The organism is Streptomyces sp. NPDC101237, from assembly GCF_044767465.1.
In the GTDB taxonomy this organism is placed as follows: Bacteria; Actinomycetota; Actinomycetes; order Streptomycetales; family Streptomycetaceae; genus Streptomyces; species Streptomyces gramineus.
On sequence record NZ_JBIWNY010000003.1, the window covers coordinates 159,047 to 183,556 of the forward strand.

General features: G+C 73.6%; 22 protein-coding genes, 1 other RNA gene and 1 pseudogene. 14 read left to right on the plus strand and 10 right to left on the minus strand.

The window, feature by feature from the left end; genetic code table 11:
* The first annotated feature begins 176 nt into the window (after positions 1-176).
* Entirely contained in the window at positions 177-1,388 is a 1,212-nt protein-coding gene (locus ACIRQ9_RS06600) for a lipid-transfer protein (protein WP_404167820.1), read from the plus strand.
* Between the two features lie 80 nt (positions 1,389-1,468).
* Entirely contained in the window at positions 1,469-2,896 is a 1,428-nt protein-coding gene (locus ACIRQ9_RS06605) for an MFS transporter (RefSeq protein ID WP_404167822.1), read from the plus strand.
* Between the two features lie 13 nt (positions 2,897-2,909).
* Here the strand turns inward: ACIRQ9_RS06605 and ACIRQ9_RS06610 are convergent, their stop codons facing one another.
* From ACIRQ9_RS06610 to ACIRQ9_RS06625, 4 genes are all read right to left on the minus strand, one after another.
* Complete coding sequence (locus ACIRQ9_RS06610) at positions 2,910-3,542, minus strand: response regulator (protein WP_404168204.1); 633 nt, start codon at positions 3,540-3,542, stop codon at positions 2,910-2,912.
* A 186-nt stretch (positions 3,543-3,728) separates the two neighbouring features.
* The gene (locus tag ACIRQ9_RS06615; protein ID WP_404167824.1) at positions 3,729-5,003 is read right to left on the minus strand and encodes a sensor histidine kinase; all 1,275 of its coding nucleotides are present in this window, start codon (positions 5,001-5,003) and stop codon (positions 3,729-3,731) included.
* Positions 5,004-5,021: 18 nt separating this feature from the next.
* Complete coding sequence (locus ACIRQ9_RS06620; RefSeq protein ID WP_404167826.1) at positions 5,022-5,738, minus strand: ABC transporter permease; 717 nt, start codon at positions 5,736-5,738, stop codon at positions 5,022-5,024.
* A complete protein-coding gene (locus ACIRQ9_RS06625; protein ID WP_404167828.1) occupies positions 5,738-6,712 on the minus strand; it encodes an ABC transporter ATP-binding protein in 975 nt (324 codons plus the stop codon). Before ACIRQ9_RS06625 ends, ACIRQ9_RS06620 begins: the two co-directional genes overlap by 1 nt.
* Before the next feature lie 261 nt (positions 6,713-6,973).
* On the opposite strand from ACIRQ9_RS06625, the gene ACIRQ9_RS06630 reads away from it, so the two are divergent.
* From ACIRQ9_RS06630 to ACIRQ9_RS06640, 3 genes are all read left to right on the plus strand, one after another.
* A complete protein-coding gene (locus ACIRQ9_RS06630; RefSeq protein WP_404167830.1) occupies positions 6,974-7,831 on the plus strand; it encodes a MaoC/PaaZ C-terminal domain-containing protein in 858 nt (285 codons plus the stop codon).
* A 72-nt stretch (positions 7,832-7,903) separates the two neighbouring features.
* Positions 7,904-8,980, plus strand: a complete 1,077-nt coding sequence (locus ACIRQ9_RS06635; RefSeq protein ID WP_404167832.1) for a Zn-dependent alcohol dehydrogenase — start codon at positions 7,904-7,906, stop codon at positions 8,978-8,980.
* A gap of 11 nt (positions 8,981-8,991) precedes the next feature.
* Positions 8,992-9,936: a 3-oxoacyl-ACP reductase gene (locus ACIRQ9_RS06640; protein WP_404167834.1), complete on the plus strand. Its 945-nt coding sequence runs from the start codon at positions 8,992-8,994 to the stop codon at positions 9,934-9,936.
* Between the two features lie 58 nt (positions 9,937-9,994).
* Here ACIRQ9_RS06640 and ACIRQ9_RS06645 read toward each other — a convergent pair whose 3' ends face one another.
* Entirely contained in the window at positions 9,995-10,147 is a 153-nt protein-coding gene (locus ACIRQ9_RS06645) for a hypothetical protein (protein WP_404167836.1), read from the minus strand.
* 96 nt (positions 10,148-10,243) lie between these two features.
* Positions 10,244-11,464, minus strand: coding sequence for a hypothetical protein (locus ACIRQ9_RS06650; RefSeq protein WP_404167838.1), 1,221 nt, complete (start codon positions 11,462-11,464; stop codon positions 10,244-10,246).
* 188 nt (positions 11,465-11,652) lie between these two features.
* On the opposite strand from ACIRQ9_RS06650, the gene ACIRQ9_RS06655 reads away from it, so the two are divergent.
* The 3 genes from ACIRQ9_RS06655 to ACIRQ9_RS06665 are packed head-to-tail and all read left to right on the plus strand — an operon-like array spanning position 11,653 to position 14,474.
* Positions 11,653-12,492, plus strand: a complete 840-nt coding sequence (locus ACIRQ9_RS06655; RefSeq protein WP_404167840.1) for a Nif3-like dinuclear metal center hexameric protein — start codon at positions 11,653-11,655, stop codon at positions 12,490-12,492.
* A complete protein-coding gene (locus ACIRQ9_RS06660) occupies positions 12,489-13,232 on the plus strand; it encodes a zinc ribbon domain-containing protein (protein ID WP_404168206.1) in 744 nt (247 codons plus the stop codon). Before ACIRQ9_RS06655 ends, ACIRQ9_RS06660 begins: the two co-directional genes overlap by 4 nt.
* Positions 13,233-13,244: 12 nt before the next feature.
* On the plus strand, positions 13,245-14,474 hold the full coding sequence (locus tag ACIRQ9_RS06665; protein WP_404167842.1) for a bifunctional RNase H/acid phosphatase: 1,230 nt from the start codon (positions 13,245-13,247) through the stop codon (positions 14,472-14,474).
* Here the strand turns inward: ACIRQ9_RS06665 and ACIRQ9_RS06670 are convergent.
* Positions 14,446-15,093: a bifunctional 4-hydroxy-2-oxoglutarate aldolase/2-dehydro-3-deoxy-phosphogluconate aldolase gene (locus ACIRQ9_RS06670; RefSeq protein WP_404167844.1), complete on the minus strand. Its 648-nt coding sequence runs from the start codon at positions 15,091-15,093 to the stop codon at positions 14,446-14,448. The two genes, ACIRQ9_RS06665 and ACIRQ9_RS06670, sit on opposite strands and share 29 nt — an antisense overlap.
* A gap of 65 nt (positions 15,094-15,158) precedes the next feature.
* Positions 15,159-15,941, minus strand: a complete 783-nt coding sequence (gene yaaA / locus ACIRQ9_RS06675; RefSeq protein WP_404167846.1) for a peroxide stress protein YaaA — start codon at positions 15,939-15,941, stop codon at positions 15,159-15,161.
* An 87-nt stretch (positions 15,942-16,028) separates the two neighbouring features.
* On the opposite strand from yaaA, the gene ACIRQ9_RS06680 reads away from it, so the two are divergent.
* Complete coding sequence (locus ACIRQ9_RS06680) at positions 16,029-17,465, plus strand: RNB domain-containing ribonuclease (RefSeq protein WP_404167848.1); 1,437 nt, start codon at positions 16,029-16,031, stop codon at positions 17,463-17,465.
* 31 nt (positions 17,466-17,496) lie between these two features.
* On the opposite strand, the pseudogene ACIRQ9_RS06685 reads toward ACIRQ9_RS06680, so the two are convergent.
* Both ACIRQ9_RS06685 and ACIRQ9_RS06690 read right to left on the minus strand, forming a co-directional pair.
* A pseudogene (locus ACIRQ9_RS06685) lies at positions 17,497-17,696 on the minus strand (MerR family transcriptional regulator); the annotation flags it as partial.
* Between the two features lie 41 nt (positions 17,697-17,737).
* Positions 17,738-19,336: an FAD-dependent monooxygenase gene (locus tag ACIRQ9_RS06690; protein ID WP_404167850.1), complete on the minus strand. Its 1,599-nt coding sequence runs from the start codon at positions 19,334-19,336 to the stop codon at positions 17,738-17,740.
* Between the two features lie 46 nt (positions 19,337-19,382).
* Here ACIRQ9_RS06690 and ACIRQ9_RS06695 point away from each other — a divergent pair, with 46 nt between their 5' ends.
* From ACIRQ9_RS06695 to ACIRQ9_RS06715, 5 genes are all read left to right on the plus strand, one after another.
* Positions 19,383-20,015 carry a TetR/AcrR family transcriptional regulator gene (locus ACIRQ9_RS06695; protein ID WP_404167852.1) on the plus strand — a complete coding sequence of 211 codons (633 nt, stop codon included), beginning with the start codon at positions 19,383-19,385 and terminating at the stop codon, positions 20,013-20,015.
* 49 nt (positions 20,016-20,064) lie between these two features.
* On the plus strand, positions 20,065-20,895 hold the full coding sequence (locus ACIRQ9_RS06700) for an AraC family transcriptional regulator (protein ID WP_404167854.1): 831 nt from the start codon (positions 20,065-20,067) through the stop codon (positions 20,893-20,895).
* Positions 20,896-20,911: 16 nt separating this feature from the next.
* On the plus strand, positions 20,912-21,880 hold the full coding sequence (locus ACIRQ9_RS06705) for a DMT family transporter (protein ID WP_404167856.1): 969 nt from the start codon (positions 20,912-20,914) through the stop codon (positions 21,878-21,880).
* An 18-nt stretch (positions 21,881-21,898) separates the two neighbouring features.
* An RNA gene (gene rnpB / locus ACIRQ9_RS06710) (RNase P RNA component class A) lies at positions 21,899-22,311 on the plus strand.
* Positions 22,312-22,561: 250 nt separating this feature from the next.
* Positions 22,562-24,448, plus strand: coding sequence for a DNA/RNA helicase domain-containing protein (locus tag ACIRQ9_RS06715; protein ID WP_404167858.1), 1,887 nt, complete (start codon positions 22,562-22,564; stop codon positions 24,446-24,448).
* Positions 24,449-24,510: the final 62 nt, after the last annotated feature.

A 24,510-nucleotide genomic window follows, 5' to 3' on the forward strand; every position in this document is an offset into this window, starting at 1 on the left:
ACGGGACGTGCGTGGGGAGACGGAATCCGCAGCGGATAAGTGCAAGGTAAACCTCGTATGCACAGGCAACTATTCCGTTGCTTCGCGCCGCTAACGAATCCTTGACCCTCCCATGGGTTTCTGATCGGCCGTCACGCTCTGGTCAATGTGTGGAACGTGTTCTACTCTCATCCGCCATGAGTGCCGCCGAGAGCGCAACCAAGGCGTACGTCGCCGGAGTCGGTATGACCCGGTTCGAGAAGCCCGAGACCAGGGACTGGCAGTACTGGGACATGGCCAGGGAGGCGGGCGGCAGCGCGCTCGCCGACGCCGGGATCTCCTACACCGAGGTGGAACAGGTTCCCGTCGGCTACTGTTTCCAGCCCTCCACCGCCGGTCAGCGCGCCGTGTATGAGCTGGGTCTCACCGGAGTACCCGTCTACAACGTCAACAACAACTGCGCCACCGGCGCGACCGCCCTGATGCTGGCCCGGCAGCTCGTCGAGGGCGGCGTCGCCGACTGCGTCCTCGCCCTCGGCTTCGAGAAGATGCGCAGGGGCGCGCTCGGCGGCGGGGCGGACGGCGCCGGGTTCTCGGCCTCGCCGGTCGCCCGGCACTACGGGATCATGGCCGCCCGGCACGGCTTCGAGGCCACCCCGCCCACCGCGCAGATCTTCGGCGACGCGGCCCGCGAGCACATGGAGCGGTACGGGACCACCGAGGCCCAGCTCGCCGCCGTCGCCGCCAAGAACCACCGGCACTCCGCGCACAACCCGTACGCCCAGTTCCAGGACGTGTACGACGTCGCGGGCGTCCTCGCCGCCCGGACCGTGCACCGTCCGCTCACCAAGCTCCAGTGCTCGCCGACCTCGGACGGCGCGGCGGCCGCCGTGGTCGTCTCGCGGCGGTTCGCCGAACGGCGCGGGCTCACCGGCCTCGTCGAGATCGTCGCGCAGGCGATGACCACGGACACCGAGGAGTCCTTCGCCTCGGGCTCGTGCATCGACGCCGTCGGGCAGCCGATGTCCCGCGAGGCGGCCCGCCGGGTGTACGACCGCTCCGGGCTCGGCATCGGCGACGTCGACGTGGTGGAACTGCACGACTGCTTCTCCGTCAACGAACTGCTCACCTACGAGGCGCTCGGCATGTGTCCGCAAGGCGAGTCCGGCAAGCTCGTCGAGTCCGGGGCGACGACGTACGGCGGCCGCTGGGTGGTGAACCCCTCCGGCGGGCTCATCTCCAAGGGCCATCCGCTGGGCGCGACGGGCCTCGCGCAGGCCGCCGAACTCGTGTGGCAGCTGCGGGGCACGGCGGGGGAGCGGCAGGTGCCGGGCGCGCGGGTGGGACTCGCGCACAACATCGGGCTCGGCGGGGCGGCGGTGGTGACCATGTTCCGCGGGACCGCGTAAGCCCTACGACCTGGGACGCGGGCCCGGCTGGGCCGAAAAGCCGATGCACGTCACCTCGCCGGCTTGAGAGCATGGCACTCATGCTCGAAGCCGCGGACACCTCACGGACATCCCGCCGTACCACGCCCCCCACCTGGCTGGTGGTGGCGCTGGCCTGCGCAGGACAGTTCCTGGTGGTGCTCGACGTGTCCGTCGTCAACGTGGCCCTGCCGTCGATGCGCGCCGACCTCGGCCTGAGCGCGTCCGGCCTGCAGTGGGTGGTGAACGCCTACGCCATCGCCTTCGCCGGGTTCATGCTCCTCGGCGGCCGGGCCGGCGACCTCTACGGCCGCAAGCGGATGTTCCTGGTCGGGCTCGGCCTGTTCACGCTGGCCTCGCTCGGCGGCGGCCTCGCCCAGGACGGCTGGCAGCTGCTGCTCGCCCGGGCCGTGCAGGGACTGGGCGCCGCGGTGCTGGCGCCCTCGACGCTGACCCTGCTGACGGCCGCCGTGCCGGAGGGCCCGGCCCGGGCGCGCGCGATCGCCACCTGGACGGCGGTCGGCGCCGGCGGCGGCGCGGCCGGCGGCCTGGTCGGCGGAGTGCTCGTGGACGTGCTGTCCTGGCGCTGGGTGCTGCTGATCAACGTGCCGGTGGGCGCGCTGGTCCTGGCCGGGTCCGTGATGTGGCTGTCGGAGAGCCGGGCCGGCGCCGGACGGCGGCTCGACCTGCCCGGCGCGCTGCTGGTGACGGCCGGCCTGGCCACCCTGGCGTACGGCGTCTCGCAGACCGAGGCCGAGGGCTGGACGGCGGCGGCCACCCTGGTCCCGCTGGCCGCCGGACTCGCGCTGCTCGGCCTGTTCCTGGCCGTCGAGGCGCGTACGGCCGTCCCGCTGATGCCGCTGCGCCTGCTGAGGCGGCGGACGGTGGCGTCGGCCAACGCCGCGATGCTGGTGTCCGGCTCCGCGATGTTCTGCATGTGGTACTTCATGACCCTCTACGCCCAGAACGTCCTCGGCTACTCGCCGCTGGAGGCCGGCTTCGCGCTGATACCCAGCTCGTTCGCCGTGCTGGTCGGCTCCAAGACGGCGCCGCGGCTGATGCGGCGGGCGGGTGCGCGGACGGTGGCGGTGGCGGGCACGCTGGTCGCGGCGACCGGCTTCGGCTGGCAGTCGGCCATGGGCCCGCACGGCGCCTACCTGACGGCGATCATGTTCCCCGGGATCCTGATGATGCTCGGCGCGGGTCTGGCCGCGACCCCGCTGGCCGCGCTGGCGACCTCCGGGGCGGCACCCGCCGAGGCCGGACTGCTCTCCGGACTCATCAACACCTCCCGCACGATGGGCGGTTCACTGGGGCTCGCGGTGATGTCGACGGTCGCCGCCGCCAGGACCGGCGCGGACGGCGGGGCCGCCGCCCTGACCGAGGGATACGCGCTCGCCTTCCGCAGCAGCACCGGGGTGCTGCTGGCCGGCGCGGTGCTGATGCTGCTGTGGCTGCCGGGCCGGCCGGCGCCCGCGTCCGGGAACTGACCGCCCCGCGGGTTCACAGCCAGCCCTGCTGCCGGGCCTCCCGGATCGCCTCGGCGCGGTTGCGGGTGCCGGTCTTGCCGATCGCGGCCGACAGGTAGTTGCGCACCGTCGACTCCGACAGATGCAGCTTCGCCGCGACGTCGGCGACGGTCGCCCCGTCCACCGACGCCTTGAGCACGTCGCACTCGCGGGCGGTGAGCGGACTGGGGCCCGCGCTGAGCGCGGCGGCCGCGAGCGCCGGGTCGACCACGGTCTCCCCGGTGAGCACCTGCCGGATCGCCCGCGCCAGGTCCTCGACCGGGCCGTCCTTCACGAGGAAGCCCGCCGCCCCGGCCTCCATGGCCCGGCGCAGGTAGCCGGGCCTGCCGAAGGTGGTCAGGATCAGCACCCGGCAGTCGGGCGCCTGGTCGCGCAGCTGCGCCGCCGCGTCCAGCCCGCTGATGCCCGGCAGCTCGATGTCCAGGAGGGCCACGTCCGGCCGGTGGACCAGCGCGGCGTCCACGATCGCGTCACCCGCGGCGACCTGGGCGACGACCTCGATGTCCGGCTCCATCCCGAGGAGCAGCGCGAGGGCTCCGCGCATCATGCCCTGGTCCTCGGCGAGCAGCACCCTGATGGACTTGGCGGGCCGGTGGTCCCGGGGCATCTCGTTCGCAGGCTCGTACACAGCCCAAGCGTAGCCGCGGGCCCGGCGGCCGGGAGCGGCGTCGCCGCGTGCCGCGGGACCCGACGCCCGGCCTGCGCGGCCGTCGGCTCGCCCCGGAGGCGGGCGAGGGCGGTTCCGGCGCCTTCGGCAGCGCCGCCTCTCGGGCCGGCGGCGGGCGCCCGGCCGTCAGCCCGCCGCGGGCGCCGCCGGGCCCACCGTCATCGCGGTCAGCAACTCCAGCGACTCGGTGGGCAGTTCCGCGGTGACCGTGAAACCGCCGCGCGGCGAAGGACCGGCCTCCAGGGAGCCGCCCGCCGCCGCGAGGCGCTCGGTCAGCCCCTTCAGACCGGTGCCGCCGACGCCCTCCCGGCGGGACTCGGCGCCCGCGCCGCTGCCGTCGTCCGTGACCGTCAGGCGGACCCGTTCCGCGCCGCTGTCGACGGTGATCTCGCAACGGGTGGCGTCGCTGTGCCGGACCACGTTGGTGACCGCCTCGCGCACCACCCAGCCGAGCAGCGTCTCGGTCTGCGGGGCCAACGGCGTCCCGGTCTGCCGGACGACCGGCTCGGTGTCGGCCGCGGACAGGACCGAGCGGGCCCGGTCCAGCTCGGTGGCCAGGCTGCCCTCGCGGTAGCCGGTGACCGCCTCGCGGATCTCGGTGAGCGCCTGCCGGCCGACCGACTCGATGTCGGAGATCTGCGACAGCGCCGCGTCCATGTCGCGGGGGGCCAGGCGCCGGGCCGCCTCCGACTTGACGACGATCACCGAGAGGGTGTGGCCCAGCAGGTCGTGCAGGTCCCGGGAGAACCGCAGCCGCTCCTTCTCCACCGCGCGCCGGGCCAGCTCCTCACGGGCGGCGCGCAGCTCCCGCACCGCCTCGGACAGGGAGAGGATCGCCGCGGTCACCATGGTCGACAGGAAGGTGCCGTAGGCGACGTTGATCCCGTCCCAGCCCGCCCGGTAGGCGGAGACCACCGCCGCGAGCGCGGTCAGCCCGAGGCCGATCCGCCCGAGGTGCGGGCCGCGCAGGCAGGAGCCGGCGGCGAGGCCGAGCAGCGGGAAGAAGTACAGCCAGCTGCCGCCGTAGCACAGCGCGAGACCGCAGGTCAGCAGACCCATCACCACGAGCGCCAGCCGTGTGGACGGCGCCTTCCGCTTCTCCTTCACGAAGGAGCGGAAGACGACGTAGATGTAGAGGGAGTTGAAGGTCAGCAGGCCCAGGCCGCCGATCCACGGGTTCGGGGTCCTGCCCTGGAGGAGGTTGGAGAAGGAGCCGAGGCCCAGCAGCAGCCACGGCAGCAGGGTGAAGCCGGTCGGCGGCGGGCCCGGGTGCTCGAACCGCTCGCCCGTGCGGCGCGACTCCTTCTGCGCGGCCTTGAACTCCGCCATGCCGGCCTTCCACCGGGCCCGCTCCGCCCGCCAGCGCCGTACCTGGCAGGTGACGCCTCGCATCCAGGACATCTCGCTCGCTCCCCCCCGTCACACGGTCCGCCCGGTCCGGCGGTACGCCATCACAGCGTACGAACCGAACGCGAGCAGCCAAGCCGTCAGGACCGCGACCGCGCCGAGCGCCGGGGCGTGCCCGTCGGCCACCGAGGTGCCCAGCTCGGCGAAGCGGTTGGTCGGCGTGTACGCCGAGACGGCGCGCAGCCAGGCCGGGAACAGGCTGATCGGGAACCACAGGCCGCCGACCACGGCCAGCCCCAGGTTGCAGGCCATGTTCGTGACACCGGTGGTCTGCGCGGTCAGGCCGTAGCCGTTGGCGAGCCCGAGCAGGGTGAAGGGGATCGAGCCCAGCCAGAGCAGCAGCGCGATCCCCGCCCACTGCCACGCCGCGAGCCGTACCCCGTTGACCAGGCCGCCCGCCACGAGCACCGCGAGGATCGCGGGCAGCACGGTCACCGACCCGGTCAGCGCGCGGCCCAGCACCACCTGGCGCGGGGTCATCGGGGTCACCCGCAGCTGCCGCAGCCAGCCGATCGCCCGGTCCTCGGCGACCCCGCCGCCGGTGTTGAGGGCGGAGCCGACCGCGCCGTAGGCGGCCATGCCGACCATGGCCTGGGTCCGGTAGCCGCCGTCGTCGCCGCCCAGGTTGGTGAAGAGCAGGTACATCATCACCGGCAGCGCGATCCCGCCGATGACGAAACCGACGTCCCGCAGGGTCCGGCGTACTTCGAGGCGCAGGTAGGCGAACATCACACGGTCTCCGTCTCGGCGGCGGTACGGGCGGGGGAGCGGTCCTGCGGGGCGGCCTCGGCGCGCGCTCCGCCGGTCAGGGCCAGGAAGGCGTCGTCCAGCGAGGCGGGGGCGACCTCCAGGCCGCGGATCGCGTTGCGGGCGGCCAGCGCGATCACCGTCGCGTCCGAGTCGTCGGTGCGCAGCAGTGCGCGGTCGCCGCGCACTTCCAGGGACCGTACGCCGGGCAGGGCCGCCAGGCCCTCGGTGGGGCGGCCCGCCAGGTCGAAGGAGACCAGGCTGCCGCCGGCCGCCCGCCTGAGCTGCTCGCCGGTGCCGTCCGCGACGATCCGGCCGCGGTCGATGACGAGGATGCGGTCGGCGTGCGCGTCCGCCTCCTCCAGATAGTGCGTGGAGAACAGGACGGTGTGCCCGCGCCGGGCGTACGCCCGCATCGACTGCCAGAACGCGTGCCGGGCCTCCACGTCCAGGGCCGCCGTCGGCTCGTCCAGGACGACCAGCGACGGGTTGCCGGCCAGGGCCACGGCGAACCGCACCCGCTGGGTCTGGCCGCCGGAGAGACGGTCCACCCGGCGCCCGGCCAGCTCACCGATCCCGGCCAGCTCCAGTGCCCGTGCGACGGGCATCGGCGCCGGATAGCGCCCGGCCACGAAGGCGACCAGCTCGCCGACGGTGACCCGGGGCACCGCCCGCGCCTCCTGGAGCATCGCGCCGACCAGTCCGTTCCGTACGGCCCTCGCCGGCGGGGCGCCGAACAGGTCGACCGTGCCGGCGTCGGGCGCGTTCAGCCCGAGCAGCAGCGAGATCGCCGTCGACTTGCCCGCCCCGTTGCGGCCGAGCAGCGCGACCGTCTCGCCGCGCCCTATCTCCAGATCCACTCCGTCCACCGCGCGCACCGTCCCGAAGGACTTGACCGCCCCCGCGAAGGACACGGCGCGCTCCGTCAGGGCCGCCGTCCCACCTGTCCGTGTCATGTCCGCAACGCTACGGATCCCCGCCCCCGGCGCGGCAGATGCGCATGTACGGACTCGGGCAGGACAAATGTCCCGGCCCGGCCGCACCGCATCTGACACTGTGTCAGGAGTCTTCACAAGTGGGGAGCGCTCGGCTATACAAGGGGCGCTGGACTGGAACGCGTTCTAGGGACATCCCCTTGGACCCGCCCCGTGGACGACCTCGGCGCGGCCGACGGTGCGGACGGTCGTGCCGAGGTCTTGAGACACCTCAGGAGCCGTATGCCCATCGACGCAGCCAAGGCCCTCGCCGCCGAACCCCGGTCCGGGCGGATCGGCTGGGAGCGCCGGGACGTGCAGCTCTACCACCTCGGCATCGGCGCGGGCCGCCCCGCCACCGACCCGGACGAACTGCGCTACACCCTGGAGTCCCGGCTGCACGTCCTGCCCAGCTTCGCCACCGTGGCGGGGGCCGGCTCGCCCGGGGTGATCAGCGGACTGTCCATGCCCGGCGTCGACGTCGACCTCGCCCGGGTGCTGCACGGCGGCCAGTCGCTCACCGTCCACCGCCCGCTCCCGGTCCGGGGCACGGCCACCGCCACCAGCCGCATCGCCGCCGTGTACGACAAGGGCACGGCGGCCGTCCTGGTGATGCGCACCGAGGTCGCGGACGCCGAAGGACCGCTGTGGACCAACGACGCGCAGATCTTCGTGCGCGGCGAGGGCGGCTGGGGCGGCGACCGCGGGCCGTCCGTTCGGCACGACCCGCCCGCCGGTGAACCCGACCGGACCGTCGAGCGAGCGGTCCGCGAGGACCAGGCCCTGCTCTACCGCCTCTCCGGCGACTACAACCCGCTGCACGCCGACCCGGAGTTCGCCAAGCTCGCCGGTTTCGACCGGCCCGTCCTGCACGGGCTGTGCACCTACGGCATGACGCTCAAGGCGGTCGTGGACACGCTGCTCGGCGGGGACGTGAGCCGGGTGCGGTCCTACGCCACACGGTTCGCCGGCGTGGTCTACCCGGGGGAGACCCTGCGCATCCGCATGTGGCGGGGTGACGCGCGGGTCCGAGTCGCCGTGAGTGCCGTCGAACGCGAGGACGCGCCCGTCCTCGCCGACACCGTCGTCGAACACGCCTGAACATTCTTGAACCTGCTTGATCTCACGTCGATCTCACGTGATCAGGGACGCAGTCGAGGGGAGAGCCGCACCATGCGCGCAGCCGTACTGCAGGAGACAGGCCAGGAGAAACTCGAGGTCCTCGACGACGTCGAGGCGGCCGGATGGGGCCCCGGCAGGGTGCGGATACGGGTGCGCGCCACCGGGCTGTGCCACTCGGACCTGTCCGCGATGAACGGGGTGCTGCCGCAGCCGGCCCCGTTCGTGCCCGGCCACGAGGGGGCGGGCGAGGTCCTGGAGGTGGGGGAGGGGGTCACCCGGCTGAAGCCGGGCGACCGGGTGGTGGTCTGCTGGCTGCCGGCCTGCGGGGCCTGCCCGGCCTGCCGGCGCGGCCAGACCGAGCTGTGTCTGGCCGGGTTCATGAACGCCGGCACCCCCAACTTCCTGCGTCCCAACGGTGACGTCTTCGGCTTCGCGGGCACCGGCACCTTCGCCGAGGAGGTCGTGGTCGACGCCGGGTGCGCGGTGCCGATCCCCGACGACGTGCCCTTCGACATCGCCGCGCTGATCGGCTGCGGGGTCACCACCGGGCTCGGCGCCGCCCTCAACACGGCCGACGTGCGGGCCGGTTCGTCGGTGGCGGTGATCGGCTGCGGCGGGGTCGGGATCTCGGCGATCCAGGGGGCCCGGCTCAAGGGGGCCGCCGAGATCGTCGCCGTCGACCCGGTCGCCTCCCGGCGCGAGGCCGCGCTGCGGTTCGGCGCCACGCGGGCCGTGCCGCCCGAGGAACTGCCCGGCGCCAAGCAGGAGGTGACCGCGGGCGAGGGCTTCGACTACGTCTTCGAGGTCGTCGGCAGGTCGGCCACCGCGCGCACGGCGTACGAGAACACCCGGCGCGGCGGCACCCTCGTGGTCGTCGGCGCCGGCGCCATGGACGACCACCTCCAGCTCAACATGTTCGAGCTGTTCTTCGACGAGAAGCGCATCCTGCCCTCGATGTACGGAGGCGGCGACGTGGTCCGCTCCTACGAGCGCACGATCGCCCTGTGGCGGGCCGGCCGCGTCGACCTGGAGGGCCTGATCACCCACCGGGTGCCGCTGGCGGAGATCAACGAGGCCCTGGACCAGATGCGCACCGGCACCGCGCTGCGCACCTGCATCGAGATCTGAGGGGACGCGGCATGCCGCAGAGGCCACTGGAAGGGCTCAGTGCGATCGTCACCGGCGCCGGGCGGGGACTCGGCCGGGCCGAGGCGCTCGAACTGGCCCGGCTGGGCGCGGCCGTCGTCGTCAACGACTTCGGACAGCCGGGGCGGGACGGCTCGGGGACGGCCTCCGCGGGGCCCGCCGAGCAGGTCGCCGAGGAGATCCGCGCGGCGGGCGGCCAGGCCGTCGCCCACACCGGGGACGTGGCGGACTTCTCGCAGGCGCGAGACCTTCTCACGCTCGCGACGACCCACTACGGAAAGCTGGACATTCTCGTCAACAACGCCGGCATCCTGCGGGACCGCATGGTCTTCTCCATGACCGAGGACGAGTGGGACTCGGTGATCCGCGTCCACCTCAAGGGCCACTTCAACACCACCCGGTTCGCGGCCGCGCACTGGCGGGAGCGGTCCAAGGCGGCCGGCGGCGCGCAGGTGTACGGACGGATCGTCAACACCTCCTCCGAGGCCTTCCTCGCCGGATCCGCCGGCCAGCCCAACTACGCGGCCGCGAAGGGCGGCATCGTCGGCCTGACCACCTCCACCGCCCTCGCGCTCGCCAAGTACGGCGTGACCGCCAACGTGATCTGCCCGCGCGCCCGCACCCGGATGACCGAGGACGTCTTCGCCGGGTTCGAGCCCCCCGCCGACGGCCTCGACCCGCTCGCCCCCGAGCACGTCGCCCCGCTCGTCGGCTACCTGGCGTCCCCGGCCGCCGGGCCGGTCAACGGCCAACTGCTGGTCGTGCACGGCGGCATGGTCGCGATCGTGGAACGGCCGCGGGTCCGGGCCAGGTTCGACAGCGAGCAGGACACCTTCGACTTCGACGAACTCGACGCCCTGCTCACCCCGCACTACACCGGCCGACCGCCCGGCGAGACCTTCGCGGCGGCGGACGTGCTCGGCCTGCGCAGGCAGTAGCACGCCGGACGACAACGGCTCCGCCCGGAAAGGGCGGAGCCGCTGTTCGTGCGTACGGTCAGGCCGCGGTCTCGGCCGGCTCCGGCTTGCGGTGCCGGCCGCTCGGGGCCGATTCGCCGTCCTGGGCCGAGACCGGACCACGGTGCTTGCCGTGGCTGTCGGACTCGTACAGGTCGGCGGACAGGTGCTGAGACGTGCTGGTGTCGCTCATCGGAAGAATTCACCCCGTCAACATGATCTTTCTTACAGCGCGGAGAGTGTAACGAACCCACCACGGGGCGAATCCAGGCAGGCACGCCGACCGGTGCTACTTCGTTACAAGCCGCCCCCGCTTCGTCACGAGACCTCCCAGCGGAGCCTGCTGCAGGGGCACCGGCCGGGCCACGGCGGGCCCCGGCGGCTCCGGTTCCGCCGGCCCTCCGGGCGCACCCGGCGCCCCGGCGGCCGTACCGTCCAGGGCCGCGCCCCCGGGCCCACCGCCCTCCCCGGTCCGGCCGGTCTCCGCCCAGCTCACCGCGACCTCCACCACCCCGCACGGAACCTCCGCCGTGGCGTACGGCAACCGCAGCATCCCGTCCCGCGTCCACGTCCCGGCGCCGGCCAGCCACCCCTCGGGCGCCGGCAGGGTGCGCATCCCGCGGGTCCCCGGCCGCCAGGCGCCGACCCAGCGGCCCGCCGGACCGTCGACGCGCAGCGCCACCGCGCAGCTCTCCGGCATCAGCACGAGCCCCGGCTGGATCGCGAACGGCGTCACCGCGCACTCCGCCACCCGCAGGCTCTCCGGGAAGCGCACCGGCAGCGTGCTGCCGAGGACGCCCCAGCCCAATCGTTCCTGCCCGGGACTGGGCGCGTCCGAGCCGACCAGGATCAGCCCGCTGTCCGGGTCGGCGAGCAGCAGCCGGTCGTCGCTGTCCGCCGCGATCTGCAGCAGCGGCGACACCTCGCCGCCCCGCCCGAGATCCACCACGACCGCCTTGGTCCGCCCGCCCAGCTCCCGGTCCAGGGCCAGCATCCGGCCGCCGCCGTCCAGCCACACCCCGCCCGAGCAGCGCCCCGGCACCACCGCGACCTGCTCGGGGCCGAACGTGCCGCCCGCCACCAGCCACACCGTCGAGGACAGCGGCCCCACGGCGAGCGCGTACGCCTCGCGGCCGCCGGGCGCGGGCGGCAGCAGCCGCAGCGAGGTCCCCGCGTCCGGGCACTCCACCGCGCCCAGCGGCAGCTCACCGGTGCCGGGCCCGGTCGGATAGAGCAGGGCGAAGTGGTGCCGCCCGTCCGCCAGCCGCCGTACGAGCACCCGCCCGTCGCCCATCGGCTGCACCTCCGTGCCCGCCTCCTCGGGCTGGTTGCCGGGCAGCGGCACCGCGTACGGCTCGGGGCCGTCCAGGGTCCACCGCTCCGGGTACCAGGAGCCCTCCCGCCGCGCCAGCCGGGCCGCGTACGCCCCGTCCGCCGTGATGGTGCAGCCCGCTCTCGGCGCGCTGTCGTCCTCGTCCGCAGCCGAGGGTTCGATCGCACAGGCCGTCATCGCTCGGTCACCTCCGGCCACGAAGCTAGTTTTCGCCCGCACAGGCGGCGGACAGGCGGCCCACGGCTTCACACATACGGGTGCAGACTCGACGATTCGCCTGAGGAAACGGGGACGCGTGTGCTGGGCGGTGCCCGCGGCGGGTGAGCAGGTACAGCGCCGGGGAAGGGACAGGTAGCCTTTTCCCCGTGCCCCGTCTGTCAGAAGTCATCGCCGCGCTGGAGAGCCTGTGGCCCGCCGAGCGGGCCGAGTCCTGGGACGCGGTCGGCACCGTCGTGGGCGACCCGGAGCAGCAGGTCACCCGGGTGCTCTTCGCCGTGGACCCGGTCCGGGACACCGTCGAGGAGGCGCTGCGGCTGGGCGCCGACCTGCTGGTCACCCACCACCCGCTCTACCTCCGCGGGACGACGACGGTCGCGGCCACCGGCTTCAAGGGCCGCGTGGTCCACACGCTCATCAAGAACGACATCGCGCTGCACGTCGCCCACACCAACGCCGACACCGCCGACCCGGGCGTCTCCGACGCCCTCGCGGGCGCCCTGGACCTGCGGGTGGTGGGACCCCTCGTACCGGACCCCACCGACCCGGAGGGCCGCCGGGGCCTGGGCCGGATCTGCGAACTGGACCACCCGGTGACCGTCCGCGACCTCGCCGACCGGGCCGCCGCCCGGCTGCCCGCCACCGCGCAGGGCATCCGCGTCGCCGGCGACCCCGAGGCCCTCGTCCGCCGGGTCGTCGTCAGCGGCGGCAGCGGCGACAGCCTCTTCGACGCCGTACGCGCCGCCGGGGCGGACGCCTTCCTCACCGCGGACCTGCGCCACCACCCGGCCTCCGAGGCCGTGGCCCACAGTCCCCTCGCGCTGCTCGACGCGGCGCACTGGGCCACCGAATGGCCCTGGTGCGAGCTGGCCGCAGCCCAGCTCGACGAAATCTCCGACCGCCACGGCTGGGACCTCAGGGTGCACGTCTCCAAGACGGTCACCGACCCCTGGACCAGCCACTCACCGTCTCCTGGAGCCCCCAACTGAACGCCGCGCCCGCCGACCAGATCCGACTCCTCGACGTCCAGGCCCTGGACGTCCGCCTCCAGCAGCTGGCGCACAAGCGGAAGTCGCTGCCCGAGCACGCCGAGATCGACTCGCTGACCAAGGACCTCACCCAGCTGCGCGACCTGCTCGTGGCCGCGCAGACCGAGGAGAGCGACACCGCCCGCGAGCAGACCAAGGCCGAGCAGGACGTGGACCAGGTGCGCCAGCGCGCCGCCCGCGACCAGCAGCGCCTGGACTCCGGCGCGGTCACCTCGCCGAAGGACCTGGAGAACCTCCAGCGCGAGATCGCCTCCCTCGCCAAGCGCCAGGGCGACCTGGAGGACGTCGTCCTGGAGGTCATGGAGCGGCGTGAGTCTGCCCAGGAACGGGTCGCCGAACTGACCGAGCGCACCGGCGCCGTCCAGGGCCGCATCGACGACGCCACCGCCCGCCGCGACACCGCGGCCGGCGCGCTCGACGCCGAGACGGCCACGGTCACCAAGGAGCGCGAGGTCATCGCGGCCACCGTCCCGGCCGACCTGCTCAAGCTCTACGAGAAGCTGCGCGAGCAGCAGGGCGGCATCGGTGCGGCGAAGCTCTACGCCCGCAGCTGCCAGGGCTGCCGCCAGGAGCTGGCCATCACCGAGCTGAACGAGATCCGCTCCGCCGCGCCCGACACGGTGGTGCGCTGCGAGAACTGCCGCCGCATCCTGGTCCGCACGTCCGAGTCCGGCCTGTAGCGAGGGGCACGCGTGACCAGGGAGTTCATCGTCGAGGCGGACGGCGGCTCCCGGGGCAACCCGGGACCGGCCGGCTACGGCGCGGTGGTCGTCGACGCGGCGAGCGGCGAGACGCTGGCGGAGGCGGCCGAGTACCTCGGTGTCGTCACCAACAACGTCGCCGAGTACCGCGGGCTGCTCGCGGGCCTGCGCGCGGCGCACGGCCTCGACCCGGACGCCGTCGTGCACGTCCGCATGGACTCCAAGCTGGTCGTCGAGCAGATGTCCGGCCGCTGGAAGATCAAGCACCCGGACATGAAGCCGCTGGCGCTGGAGGCGGGCCGGGTCTTCCCGGCCGGCCGGGTGACCTACCAGTGGATCCCGCGCGCCGAGAACAAGCACGCCGACCGCCTGGCCAACGAGGCGATGGACGCGGGCATGCGGGGTGAGCAATGGGAACCGGCGGCTGGGACAGCGCCCCTTCAGGGGCGCGGGGCTGAGACATGCGCGGCTCCGCCGCGTGGGCGCGACCAGCCCCCACGCACCGGCACTGTGACGACGGGCGGCAAGCCCACCGCCGACACCCGCGCCGCGAGCCAGGTCGCGAGCCCCGGCTGGAGTGCGGCCCCTGACCTCGGCGCCCCCGCCACCTTCGTCCTCCTCCGCCACGGCGAGACCCCCCTCACCCCCCAGAAACGCTTCTCCGGCAGCGGCGGCACCGACCCCGCCCTGTCCGAGGCCGGCCGCGAACAGGCGCGCCGCGCCGCCGACGCCCTCGCCCGGCGCGGCACGATCGACGCCGTCCTCGCCTCCCCGCTGACCCGGACCCGGCAGACCGCCGCGGCCGTCGCCGAGCGCCTCGGCCTGGACGTCACCGTCGACGACGGGCTCAGGGAGACGGACTTCGGGGCCTGGGAGGGGCTGACCTTCGGCGAGGTCCGCGAACGCCACCCGGACGACCTGACCGCCTGGCTCGCCGACCCGCGGGCCCACCCCACCGGCGGCGGCGAGAGCTTCGCCGAGACGGCGACCCGCATCGCGGCCACCCGGGACAGGCTGGTCGCCGCCCACGCGGGCCGTACCGTCCTGCTGGTCACCCACGTCACGCCGATCAAGACGCTGGTACGGCTGGCCCTCGGCGCCCCGGCCGAGTCCCTGTTCCGGATGGAGCTGTCGGCGGCATCGCTGTCGGCGGTGGCGTACTACCGGGACGGCAACGCGAGCGTACGGCTCTTCAACGACACGTCCCACCTGCGTCCCTGAGGCCCGCCGCGGCCCGCGCCAGCGACTCGACGCGGGCCCAGTCCCGGGCGGCCACGGCGTCGGCGGGGAGCATCCAGGTGCCGCCCACGCAGCCGACGTTGGGCAGGGCGAGGTAGTCCGGGGCGTTGTCCGCGCCGATCCCGCCGGTCGGGCAGAAACGGGCCTGCGGGAGCGGACCCGCGAGGGACCTCAGGTAGGCCGTGCCGCCGGCGGCCTGCGCCGGGAAGAACTTCATCTCCCGCACCCCGCGTTCGAGCAGCGCCACCACCTCGGAGGTGGTCGAGACGCCCGGCAGGAACGGCACCCCGGACGCGGCCATCGCCGCCAGCAGCCCGTCCGTCCACCCCGGGCTCACCAGGAACCGCGCCCCGGCCGCCACGGACCGATCGACCTGGCCGGGCGTCAGCACGGTCCCCGCCCCGACCACCGCGTCCGGCACCGCGTCGGCGATCGCCCGGATCGCGTCCAGAGCGGCCGGCGTCCGCAGCGTCACCTCGATCGCGGGCAGCCCTCCGGCCACCAGCGCCCGCGCGAGCGGTACGGCGTCGTCCGCGTCCTCGATCACGACGACGGGGACGACGGGAGCGAGGTCGAGCACGGAGGTGGGCATGGCCGCCATCCTGCCCAGCCGATGCGCACCGCGCAAAGGGCGTTGCGCATGCTGCAACGAGGGGGTGGGGTGGGTCAGTGGACCTCGTCCACCAGCACGTCCAGCGCCCAGGCCTGTCCCGCCCTGCCCGGCGCCGCCGCCTCCACCTCGTACCCAAGGTCCCGCAACGCCTCCACCAGCTCGCCCGGACCGGCCGGCGCGATCCCGGCGGTCAGCAGACTCCGTACGATCCGGCCCTTCGTCGCCTTGTTGAAATGGCTCACCACCTTCCGCGTCGGCGCGTGCAGCACCCGCACGGTCGCCGTCCGCGCGGCCACCTCGCCCTTCGGCTTCCACGCCGCCGCGTACGCCGCCGACCGCAGGTCGAGCACCAGCCCCGACCCGGCCGCCTCCGGCAGCACCTCGGCCATCGGCCCGCGCCAGTGCGCGCCCAGCGCACCGAGCCCCGGCAGTTTCACCCCCATCGAGCAGCGGTAGGAAGGGATCCGGTCCGTCACCCGGACCGCGCCCCACAGCCCCGAGAACACCAGCAGCGACCGCGCCGCCCGCCGCTTGGCGGCCGTGTCCAGCGAGGCCAGGCCGAGGGCGTCGTACAGCACCCCCGTGTAGATCTCCCCGGCCGGACGGGCGCCCGCCGTCCGCAGCCCGGTGTTCTTGGCGACCTCGCCGCGCAGCCCCTCGCTCAGCCCGAGCACCTCGCGCGCCTTCTCCTCGTCACCGGCGCACAGCTCGACCAGCTCGGCGAGCACGGCCGCGCGCGCCCGCGCGAGCCCCGGCAGGGACAGCGACCCGGGATCCAGCGGGGCACCACGGCCCGAGGACGCCTTGCCCTCCGAGGGCGGCAGCAGGACCAGCACACGTACTCCTCTTCACCATCGGTCTCTCGTCGACGCTCCGCGCCAGCGTAGAGCGCCGGACCGGCACGATGTGACTACGCTCGTCCTATGCCCAGCCGCCACATACGAGTCCAGGGTGCCCCCGAGGCTCCGCTGCGGGCCGCGCTCGCCGCCCTGCGGGACGAGCTCGGCGTCCCGGACGGCTTCCGGCCCGAAGTCCTCGCGGAGGCCGACAGCGCCGCCAGGTATCCGGCCGTGCCCGCCCACGACGCGACCGACATCCCCTTCTTCACGATCGACCCGCCCACCGCGAACGACCTCGACCAGGCCATGCACCTCTCCCGCCACCAGGGCGGCTACCGCGTCCGGTACGCCATCGCCGACGTCGCCGCCTTCGTCGTACCCGGCGGCGACCTGGACTCCGAGGCGCACCACCGCGTCAACACCCTCTACTTCCCGGACGTCCGGGTCCCGCTCCACCCCGACGTGCTCGGCGAGGGCGCCGCCAGCCTGCTCCCCGGCCAGACCAGCCCGGCCGTCCTGTGGACCGTCGACCTGGACCGGGACGGCCGGACCCGCACCGCCGACGTCCGCCGCTCCCTCGTCCGCAGCCGCGCCAGACTCGACTACGCCACCGCGCAGCGGCAGATCGACGAGGGCACCGCCGAGGAACCCCTCGCCCTCCTCAAGGAGATCGGCGAGGCCCGCGAGCGCCTGGAGGCGGAGCGCGGCGGCATCTCCCTCGGCGTGCCGGAGCAGGAGATCGTCGAGTACGACCACACCTACCGGCTCAGCTACCGCGCCCCGCTGCCCGCCGAGTCCTGGAACGCCCAGATCTCCCTGCTCACCGGCATGGCCGCCGCCGACCTAATGCTCGCCTACGGCACCGGCGTCCTGCGCACCCTGCCCACCGCGCCCGACGGCGCCGTCGCACGGCTGCGCCGCACCGCCGCCGCCCTGCACATCGACTGGCCGCACCACGTCTCCTACGCGGCCCTCATCCGCTCCCTCGACCCGCGCCGCCCGCGCCACGCGGCCTTCCTCCAGGAGTGCACCACGCTGCTTCGCGGCGCCGGCTACACCGTCTTCCGGGACGGCGTCCTGCCCGCGGTCAGCACCCACGCGGCCGTGGCCGCCCCCTACGCGCACTGCACCGCGCCGCTGCGCCGCCTGGCCGACCGCTACGCCGCGGAGCTGTGCCTGGCGGCCGCGGCCGGCGAGGAACCGCCCGACTGGGTGCTGACGGCGCTCGACCTGCTGCCCAAGGAGATGGCGGAGGGCGCGCGGCGGGCGGGCACGGTGGAGCGGGAGTGCGTCGACATCGTCGAGGCGGCCCTGCTCAAGGACCGGGTCGGGGAGGTCTTCGACGGGTGCGTGGTGGAGGTCGAGGAGCACCGGCCGACCGTGGGACGGGTGCTGCTGCAGCAGCCCGCCGTCATCGGCCGGATCGAGGCCGACGCACCGCTACCGCTGGGCGAGCGGCTGCCGGTGCGGCTGACCCGGGCCGATCCGGGGACGGCGAAGGTGCGGTTCACGCCCGCGTGAGCCGCCGCCCGGTCGTGAGCCGTCGTACCGGACCGGCGAACAGCGCGGCCGGTTCGGGCGAGACCGGTCCCTCGGCTGGCACCTCGCCCGCGTCCCGCAGGGCCCGCAGCCGCTGCCGCCGCTCCCGGATCCCGGCCTCCTGCCGGGCGAGATCCTCGTCGAGTCCGGTGAGCACCTCGGCGAGGCCCTCGCCGGCGTCGTCTGCGAGCACGCCCGCACCTCGGTGAGCCCCGGTACGGACGTTGACGTCGCGGCAAGGTCAACCGCGGGCTTCAGCCTCCTGCCGCGACGAACCAGCGGGCCAGCGCCTCGTCGAGGCCGTCCGTGCGGTCGTCGTCCCGGTCGGCGGCCCACGCCGTGAACCCGTCCGGCCGCACCAGCAGACCCGCCGGCTCCGGCCGCCCCGGGCAGACCGCGGTGACTACGTCGACCCGGTCCCCGTACTGCTCGGCGCGAGCCCGCAGCTTCGGGTCGTCGGCGAGGTCGAAGAGCACCGCCCGGCCGTCGCGCAGCCGCTCACCGAGCCGGGTGCCGTCGGAGAACTCCAGGTCAGGGGCGCTCCGACCGGTCAGCGGGTGGCCGCCGGGCAGGTCGTACCGCTGCCGGACGCCGGAGATCTGCCCGACCAGATACGTCGTGCCCTCCCGCGTCAGCGCCAGGTCGGTGACCACCCGGCGCAGGGCGCGGGCGTGCCGGTCGGGCCGCATCACGGCGACCTGGGCGCGGGTCCAGTCCAGCACCCAGGCACCGACCGGATGCCGTTCCGCGGTGTAGCTGTCGAGCAGCGACTCCGGGGCCCGCCCCCCTGCGACCGCGGCGAGCTTCCAGCCGAGGTTCATGGCGTCGCCGAGCCCGAGGTTGAGGCCCTGTCCGCCGAACGGGGAGTGCACGTGGGCCGCGTCGCCCGCGAGCAGCACCCGGCCCTTGCGGTAGGTGTCCGCCTGCCGGGCGTTGTCGGTGAACCGGGTCGAGGAGCGCACCTCGTGGACGGTCACCTCGGGCACCCCGGACACCCGGCGCAGCGCGGCCTGGAGCTCCTCTGCGGTGACGGGCGCGGAACGATCGGCGGGCGGCCCGTCGAACTCGACGGTGAGGATCCGCCCGGGGAACGGCCCGTTGACGTACGTCCCCACGTCGGTGGTGTTCCACCCGGTCCCGAGCCGTTCGCCGCCGGTCATCTCGACGACCGCCTGGTAGCCGGTGATCTCCGGCTCGCTGCCGGGGAAGCCGAACCCGGCGAGCTTGCGGACGGTGCTGCGGCCGCCGTCGCACCCGACGAGCCAGCCGGCCCGTACCGTCCGCCCGCCGTCGAGGTGTATCAGGACACCGCCCTCGCCGGCGTCGAAGCCGGTCAGCTCCACGCCCCGGCGCACCTCGACACCGAGCCGGTCGGCGCGGGCGGCCAGGATCCGCTCCAGTTCGGCCTGCGGGACGCCGAGCCCGACCCGGTCGGCGGGACCGATGTCGGCGAACGCCGGGTCGGAGGCGTCGAAGAGGTCGCCGCGCATCATGATCCCGGCGAAGTGCCCGGCGAACTTGGGGGGAGTGCGGGGGGCGTCGGTGGCCGAGGGCTTGCCGGGCCCGTCGGTGTCACGGTCGCCGAGGAAGGCCCGCATGCGCCACCGGTTGCGCTCCCAGGCCTCGGCCAGCTCGGGCAGCATGCCCCGCCGGTAGAGGGCCACCGCGCCGGCCGTGTTGATGCCGCCGGCCTTGATGGTCACGTCCACCTCGGTCAGCCGCTCCACGACCAGCACGTTCGCGCCGCCGAGCCGCAGCTCGCCGGCGAGGAAGAGGCCGACGGGTCCGCCGCCGGCCACCACCACGTCGTAGGTCGCGCGGGTGTCGTCGTTCATGCGATGAGTCGATGTCATGACTTCACTGTAGTCACTAAAACTTTCGAGCGGCTATAGTTTTCGCGTGACGAACGACAACAGGCCGACGGAGACCCTGCGGGAGCGCAAGAAGCGCGAGACGCGGCAGCGGATCTCCAACGTCGCGACGGTGATGTTCCGGGAGCACGGCTTCGACAAGGTGACGGTCGCCGAGGTCGCGCGGGCGGCCGGCGTCTCCGCGATGACCGTCTTCAACTACTTCCCGCGCAAGGAGGACCTGTTCCTCGACCGCATCCCGGAAGCCGTCGCGGCCTTCTCCGGCGCGGTGCGCGACCGAGCCCCCGAGGAGACCCCGCTCACCGCGCTGCGCCGCCTGGCCTTCCGGTTCATCGACGCCGGGCACCCGCTGGGCGGCGTCGGCGAGGGCTTCGAGGGCTTCTGGCCGGTCGTGGCCGCCTCGCCGGCGCTGCTGGCACGCGCCCGCGAAGGCGCCGAGGAGGTGGAACGGGCCCTCGCCGCAGCGCTGGCCGAGGCCGGCGAGGCCGCCCCGGAACTGCTCGCGGCCGTGACCGTCGCCGCCTACCGCTCGGTGTGTGTCACCTCGGTCCGCCGTCAGCTGGTCGGCGAGCCGTTCCCGGAGGTCGCCGCGGACCACCGGGAACGGATGGGGGCCGCGTTCGACGCGCTGGAGCGTCTGAGGGATGGAACCGACGCCTGAACGCGTTGCACCCTTGACGCGCAGGGGGCCGCACAGGGGGTGCCGGGAAGTGGCGGAACAAGCACGGTGGACGAGAGCGCGGCTGGGCCGGTGCGGCCCGCCGCTCGACCTGCTGACGGCACGGTTCGACAAGCACGTGTACGCGCCGCACGCGCACGCCGAGTTCACCATCGGGGTGTGCGTGGGCGGCTCCGAGGTCATCGACTACCGGGGCGGCCGCGTCTACAACGGCCCGGGCTCGATCGTCGTCCTGGCGCCCGGCGAGATGCACACCGGCCGCCCCGCCACCACCACCGACGGCTACGCCTACCGCGCCCTGTACGCCGACCCGGCCCTCCTCGCCGACGGCACCCTGGGCGCCGGCACCCCGCACTTCCGCGACGCGGTCCTCGACGACCCCGAGCTGGCCGCGGCCCTGCGCCGGGCCCACACCGACCTGGCCGGCCGCCCCGACCCCCTGGAGGCGGAGTCCCGCCTGCCCTGGCTCCTGACGGCCCTGTCCCACCGCCACTCCACGGCCCGCCCGGCACCGGACCGGGTCCCCGGCGCACACGGCATCTCCCTCGCCGTCCGGGACCGGCTCGCCGACGAACTCACCGCCCCACCGTCCCTCGCCGCCCTCGCCTCCGACCTGGGCCTGTCCCGCTACCAGCTCCTGCGGGCCTTCCGTACGACGATGGGGGTGCCGCCGTACGCGTGGCTGGCCCAGTACCGGGTGACCCGGGCCCGCGCCCTCCTGGACTCGGGCGTACGCCCGGCCGAGGCCGCCGCGCTGGTGGGCTTCGCCGACCAGGCCCACCTCACCCGCTGGTTCCGCCGGGTGCTGGGCGTGACCCCGGCCGCCTACCGCAACAGCGTTCAAGACCCCGGACACTCCTGACCCCGATGCTGTCCGCATGACTGCACGAGGCTGGTTCCTCTTCTCCCTCATGGGAGTGATCTGGGGCGTCCCCTATCTGATGATCAAGGTCGCGGTGGACGAGGTGTCCCCGTCGACGGTGGTGTTCGCCCGCTGCGCGGTGGGCGCGGTCCTGCTCCTCCCCCTGGCGATCCGCCAGGGAGGCCTGTGGCTGACGATCCGCACCCACTGGCGCCCGATGCTGGCCTTCGCGTGCATAGAGATCATGGGCCCGTGGTTCACGCTCACCGACGCCGAGCGCCACCTGTCCAGCTCGACGGCGGGCCTGCTGATCGCGGGCGTCCCGATCGTGGGCGTGGTCGCGGCGCGCTGCTTCGGCGACACGGAACACCTGGGGGCACGACGGGTGACGGGCCTGCTGATCGGCCTGGCCGGCGTCGGCGTCCTCACCGTCCCCCACCTGACCGGCGGCGACGCCCGCTCCCTGGCCGAGGTCCTGCTCACGGTCGTCGGCTACGCGACGGCCCCCCTGATAGCGGCCCGCCGCCTCAAGGACGTCCCGACGCTGCAACTGATAGCCCCCTGCCTGACCCTGGCCACCCTGGTCTACGCCCCCGCGGCGGCGGCCACCTGGCCCACTTCGGCGCCCTCCACGAACGCGTTGCTCTCCCTCCTCGCCCTGGGCGTCCTGTGCACGGCGGCGGCGTTCGTGGCCTTCCTGGAACTGATCAAGGAGGTGGGCCCGACCCGCTCGACGGTGATCACGTACGTCAACCCGGCGGTGGCGGTGGCGGCGGGCGCGCTCTTCCTGGACGAGTCCTTCACCGCGACCATCGCGGTCTCCTTCGCCCTGATCCTGACCGGCTCGGTCCTCGCGACACTGTCCTCACACCCGAAGCCCTCGCCCGCCCCGCCCCCGGTCCGCCCGGCCCGCCAGTGGCTCCGCCGCGGGTCGGCTCCGGCCCCGGGCACCCGCCCGGAACGGGACGAGGCCGGCGCCCGGTAGCATGGTCCACACGGCAGACGAGCCGGGCGGACGGCCGCGTGGAGTTCCCGTCAGGGAACTTCCCGAGGAACGTCCGGGCTCCACAGGGCAGGGTGGTGGCTAACGGCCACCCGAGGCGACTCGCGGGACAGTGCCACAGAAAGCAAACCGCCGGGGACCGTATGCGTACGGGCCTCGGTAAGGGTGAAACGGTGGTGTAAGAGACCACCAGTGCCCAGGGCGACCTGGGCAGCTAGGTAAACCCCACCCGGAGCAAGGTCAAAAGGAGCGCTGTCAAAGGCGCTCTGCGGGGACGTTCGAGGGCTGCCCGCCCGAGCCCCCGGGTAGACCGCACGAGGCCGGTGGCAACACCGGCCCTAGATGGATGGCCGTCACCCCGGCTCCCGCGAGGGACCGGGGAACAGAACCCGGCGTACAGCCCGACTCGTCTGCCCTTCCGCCATCTCATGGCCGACGCGAGAGCGCGTCTGTGACCTGGACCCGGTGCGCCGGGGCGTTGGCGGCGCAGACCGGGTAAGGCGTCCTCTGCCGTCTCTGCGCTCACTGGTACGAGTGTCGGTACCGCCGGGTACTCTCAAACATCGTCAACGCGGCCCGACGGGCTTCCGCTCCACCCCGGTGGAGTCTCGAAGGACATGCCCCCACCCGCACGAGTCCTTTCGTGCTGCCTGGGGGAAGTCCTTGCTGTTCCGCGCGTCCGCGAAAACGGTCGCCGTCATGGCACTCGACGGTTCGCTGTTCCTGCATCTCACCGATAATTTCGTCCATATGCACGGCTATCGGCCCGGCACCTCTGAGGTGCGTTCCTGGGAGCGCAGCATTCCCGTCCTGGCCGCCGCACTCAACGACGCCGGCCTGGGCGATGTGGAGGTCCTGCTGGAGTACTCGCTCCCGCTGAACAGCAAGCGTGCGGACGTCGTCCTCGCCGGGGTACATCCGGTCACAGGCGAACCGTCGTACGTCGTGGTGGAGCTGAAGCAGTGGAGCCAGGCGCTGCCCCATGAGGACGACCCCACGCTGTGCCATGTAGACGCCTACGCCCAGCCGGTCCTCAACCCCATCGAGCAGGTGCGCCGCTACTGCGAATACCTGGTCAATTTCAACGGGGCGGTGTCCGAGCACGGCCACCGGGTGGCCGGAGTGGCATATCTGCACAACGCCACCGAGTTCGGCGTGGCCGGGCTGCGGGAGATCGAGCGTGACGGCAAAGGCCTGCTCTTCACCGCGGAACGCCGTGGGGCCCTCCTCGACCACCTTCGCAGCAGGTTGAGCGACGAGCACCCAGGAGCCGGGGCGGCGGACGAACTCCACGCAGGCGCCACGGCGCCGTCGAAGCAGCTCATGTCCGTGGCCGCTGAGGAGGTGCGCGAACGCACCCAGTTCGTCCTCCTCGACGAGCAGCAGGTCGCGTACCGCACAGTGCTCAACGCGGTGGAGAAGGCGAAGCGCGCCGACCGCAAGGAGGTCGTCATCGTCACGGGCGGTCCCGGCACCGGCAAGAGCGTGATCGCTCTCCAACTGCTCGGTGAGCTCTACCGGCGCGGGATCGCGGCATTGCACGCCACCGGTTCGCAGTCATTCACGAAGACGATGAGGAAGGTCGCCGGAGCGCGCAAGCGGGAGGTCCAGGATCTCTTCAAGTACTTCAACAGCTTCATGACAGTAGAGAAGAACAGCCTGGGAGCCCTGATCTGCGACGAAGCGCACCGCATCCGGGAGACCTCGGCCAACCGCTACACGCGCGCCGAGAACCGTACCGGCAGGGCGCAGATCGATGAACTCATCGACGTCGCCTACGTGCCCGTCTTCTTCCTCGACGAGCACCAGGTCGTCCGCCCCGGCGAGATGGGCACCGTGGCCGAGATCAAGGCGGCAGCGGCGAAGCGGGGCATCCCCTGCAGCGTCGTCCCGCTGGACAGCCAGTTCCGCTGCGGCGGCAGTGACGCCTACCTGCGCTGGGTGGTCCGCCTCCTCGGCCTGGAGCCGGGCGGGCCGGTCGTATGGGAACCCGACGACCGCATGCAGTTGCTGGTCGCCGACACCCCGCAGGAGATGGAAGCCTTCCTCGAAGCCCGCCGAAGCCAGAACTACGGCGCCCGCATGTCCGCGGGTTACTGCTGGCGCTGGTCCCCGGAACCCAAGCCCGGTGACCCACTCCCGCCTGACGTCGTCATCGGCGACTGGGCCCGCCCCTGGAACCTGCGCGGCGACCGCTCCGTCTCCGGCGCACCCCCGGCCGCCCTGTGGGCCACCGACCCTGCGGGCTTCGGGCAGGTCGGCTGCGTCTACACCGCTCAGGGCTTCGAGTACGACTGGTCCGGTGTCATCATCGGCCCCGACTTGGTATGGCGCGGCGACCGCTGGGTGACGGACCGCACGGCGTCCAAGGACCCGGTGTTCAAGCGCTCTACGCCCGACACCGACGTGGACCGCCTGATCCGTAACACGTACAAGGTGCTCTTGACCCGCGGAATGGTCGGCACGGTCATCTACTCCACTGACCGGGAAACCCGGGAGAAGCTACGGGAGCTGGTGGGGGCTGAGCGGCGCTTGACCGTCACAGCGTGAGCGACCGGCCTGGACCCGCAGCTTTTCCGCCAACTTGCCGCTGCCATGACATGAGTTGGTGT

Coding starts and splice junctions, on each gene's coding strand:
- ACIRQ9_RS06600 (WP_404167820.1), top strand. CDS start 177: ATGAGTGCCGCCGAGAGCGCAACCAAGGCGTACGTCGCCGGAGTCGGT.
- ACIRQ9_RS06605 (WP_404167822.1), top strand. CDS start 1,469: ATGCTCGAAGCCGCGGACACCTCACGGACATCCCGCCGTACCACGCCC.
- ACIRQ9_RS06610 (WP_404168204.1), bottom strand. CDS start 3,542: ATGCCCCGGGACCACCGGCCCGCCAAGTCCATCAGGGTGCTGCTCGCC.
- ACIRQ9_RS06615 (WP_404167824.1), bottom strand. CDS start 5,003: ATGTCCTGGATGCGAGGCGTCACCTGCCAGGTACGGCGCTGGCGGGCG.
- ACIRQ9_RS06620 (WP_404167826.1), bottom strand. CDS start 5,738: ATGTTCGCCTACCTGCGCCTCGAAGTACGCCGGACCCTGCGGGACGTC.
- ACIRQ9_RS06625 (WP_404167828.1), bottom strand. CDS start 6,712: ATGACACGGACAGGTGGGACGGCGGCCCTGACGGAGCGCGCCGTGTCC.
- ACIRQ9_RS06630 (WP_404167830.1), top strand. CDS start 6,974: ATGCCCATCGACGCAGCCAAGGCCCTCGCCGCCGAACCCCGGTCCGGG.
- ACIRQ9_RS06635 (WP_404167832.1), top strand. CDS start 7,904: ATGCGCGCAGCCGTACTGCAGGAGACAGGCCAGGAGAAACTCGAGGTC.
- ACIRQ9_RS06640 (WP_404167834.1), top strand. CDS start 8,992: ATGCCGCAGAGGCCACTGGAAGGGCTCAGTGCGATCGTCACCGGCGCC.
- ACIRQ9_RS06645 (WP_404167836.1), bottom strand. CDS start 10,147: ATGAGCGACACCAGCACGTCTCAGCACCTGTCCGCCGACCTGTACGAG.
- ACIRQ9_RS06650 (WP_404167838.1), bottom strand. CDS start 11,464: ATGACGGCCTGTGCGATCGAACCCTCGGCTGCGGACGAGGACGACAGC.
- ACIRQ9_RS06670 (WP_404167844.1), bottom strand. CDS start 15,093: ATGGCGGCCATGCCCACCTCCGTGCTCGACCTCGCTCCCGTCGTCCCC.
- ACIRQ9_RS06680 (WP_404167848.1), top strand. CDS start 16,029: ATGCCCAGCCGCCACATACGAGTCCAGGGTGCCCCCGAGGCTCCGCTG.
- ACIRQ9_RS06690 (WP_404167850.1), bottom strand. CDS start 19,336: ATGACATCGACTCATCGCATGAACGACGACACCCGCGCGACCTACGAC.
- ACIRQ9_RS06705 (WP_404167856.1), top strand. CDS start 20,912: ATGACTGCACGAGGCTGGTTCCTCTTCTCCCTCATGGGAGTGATCTGG.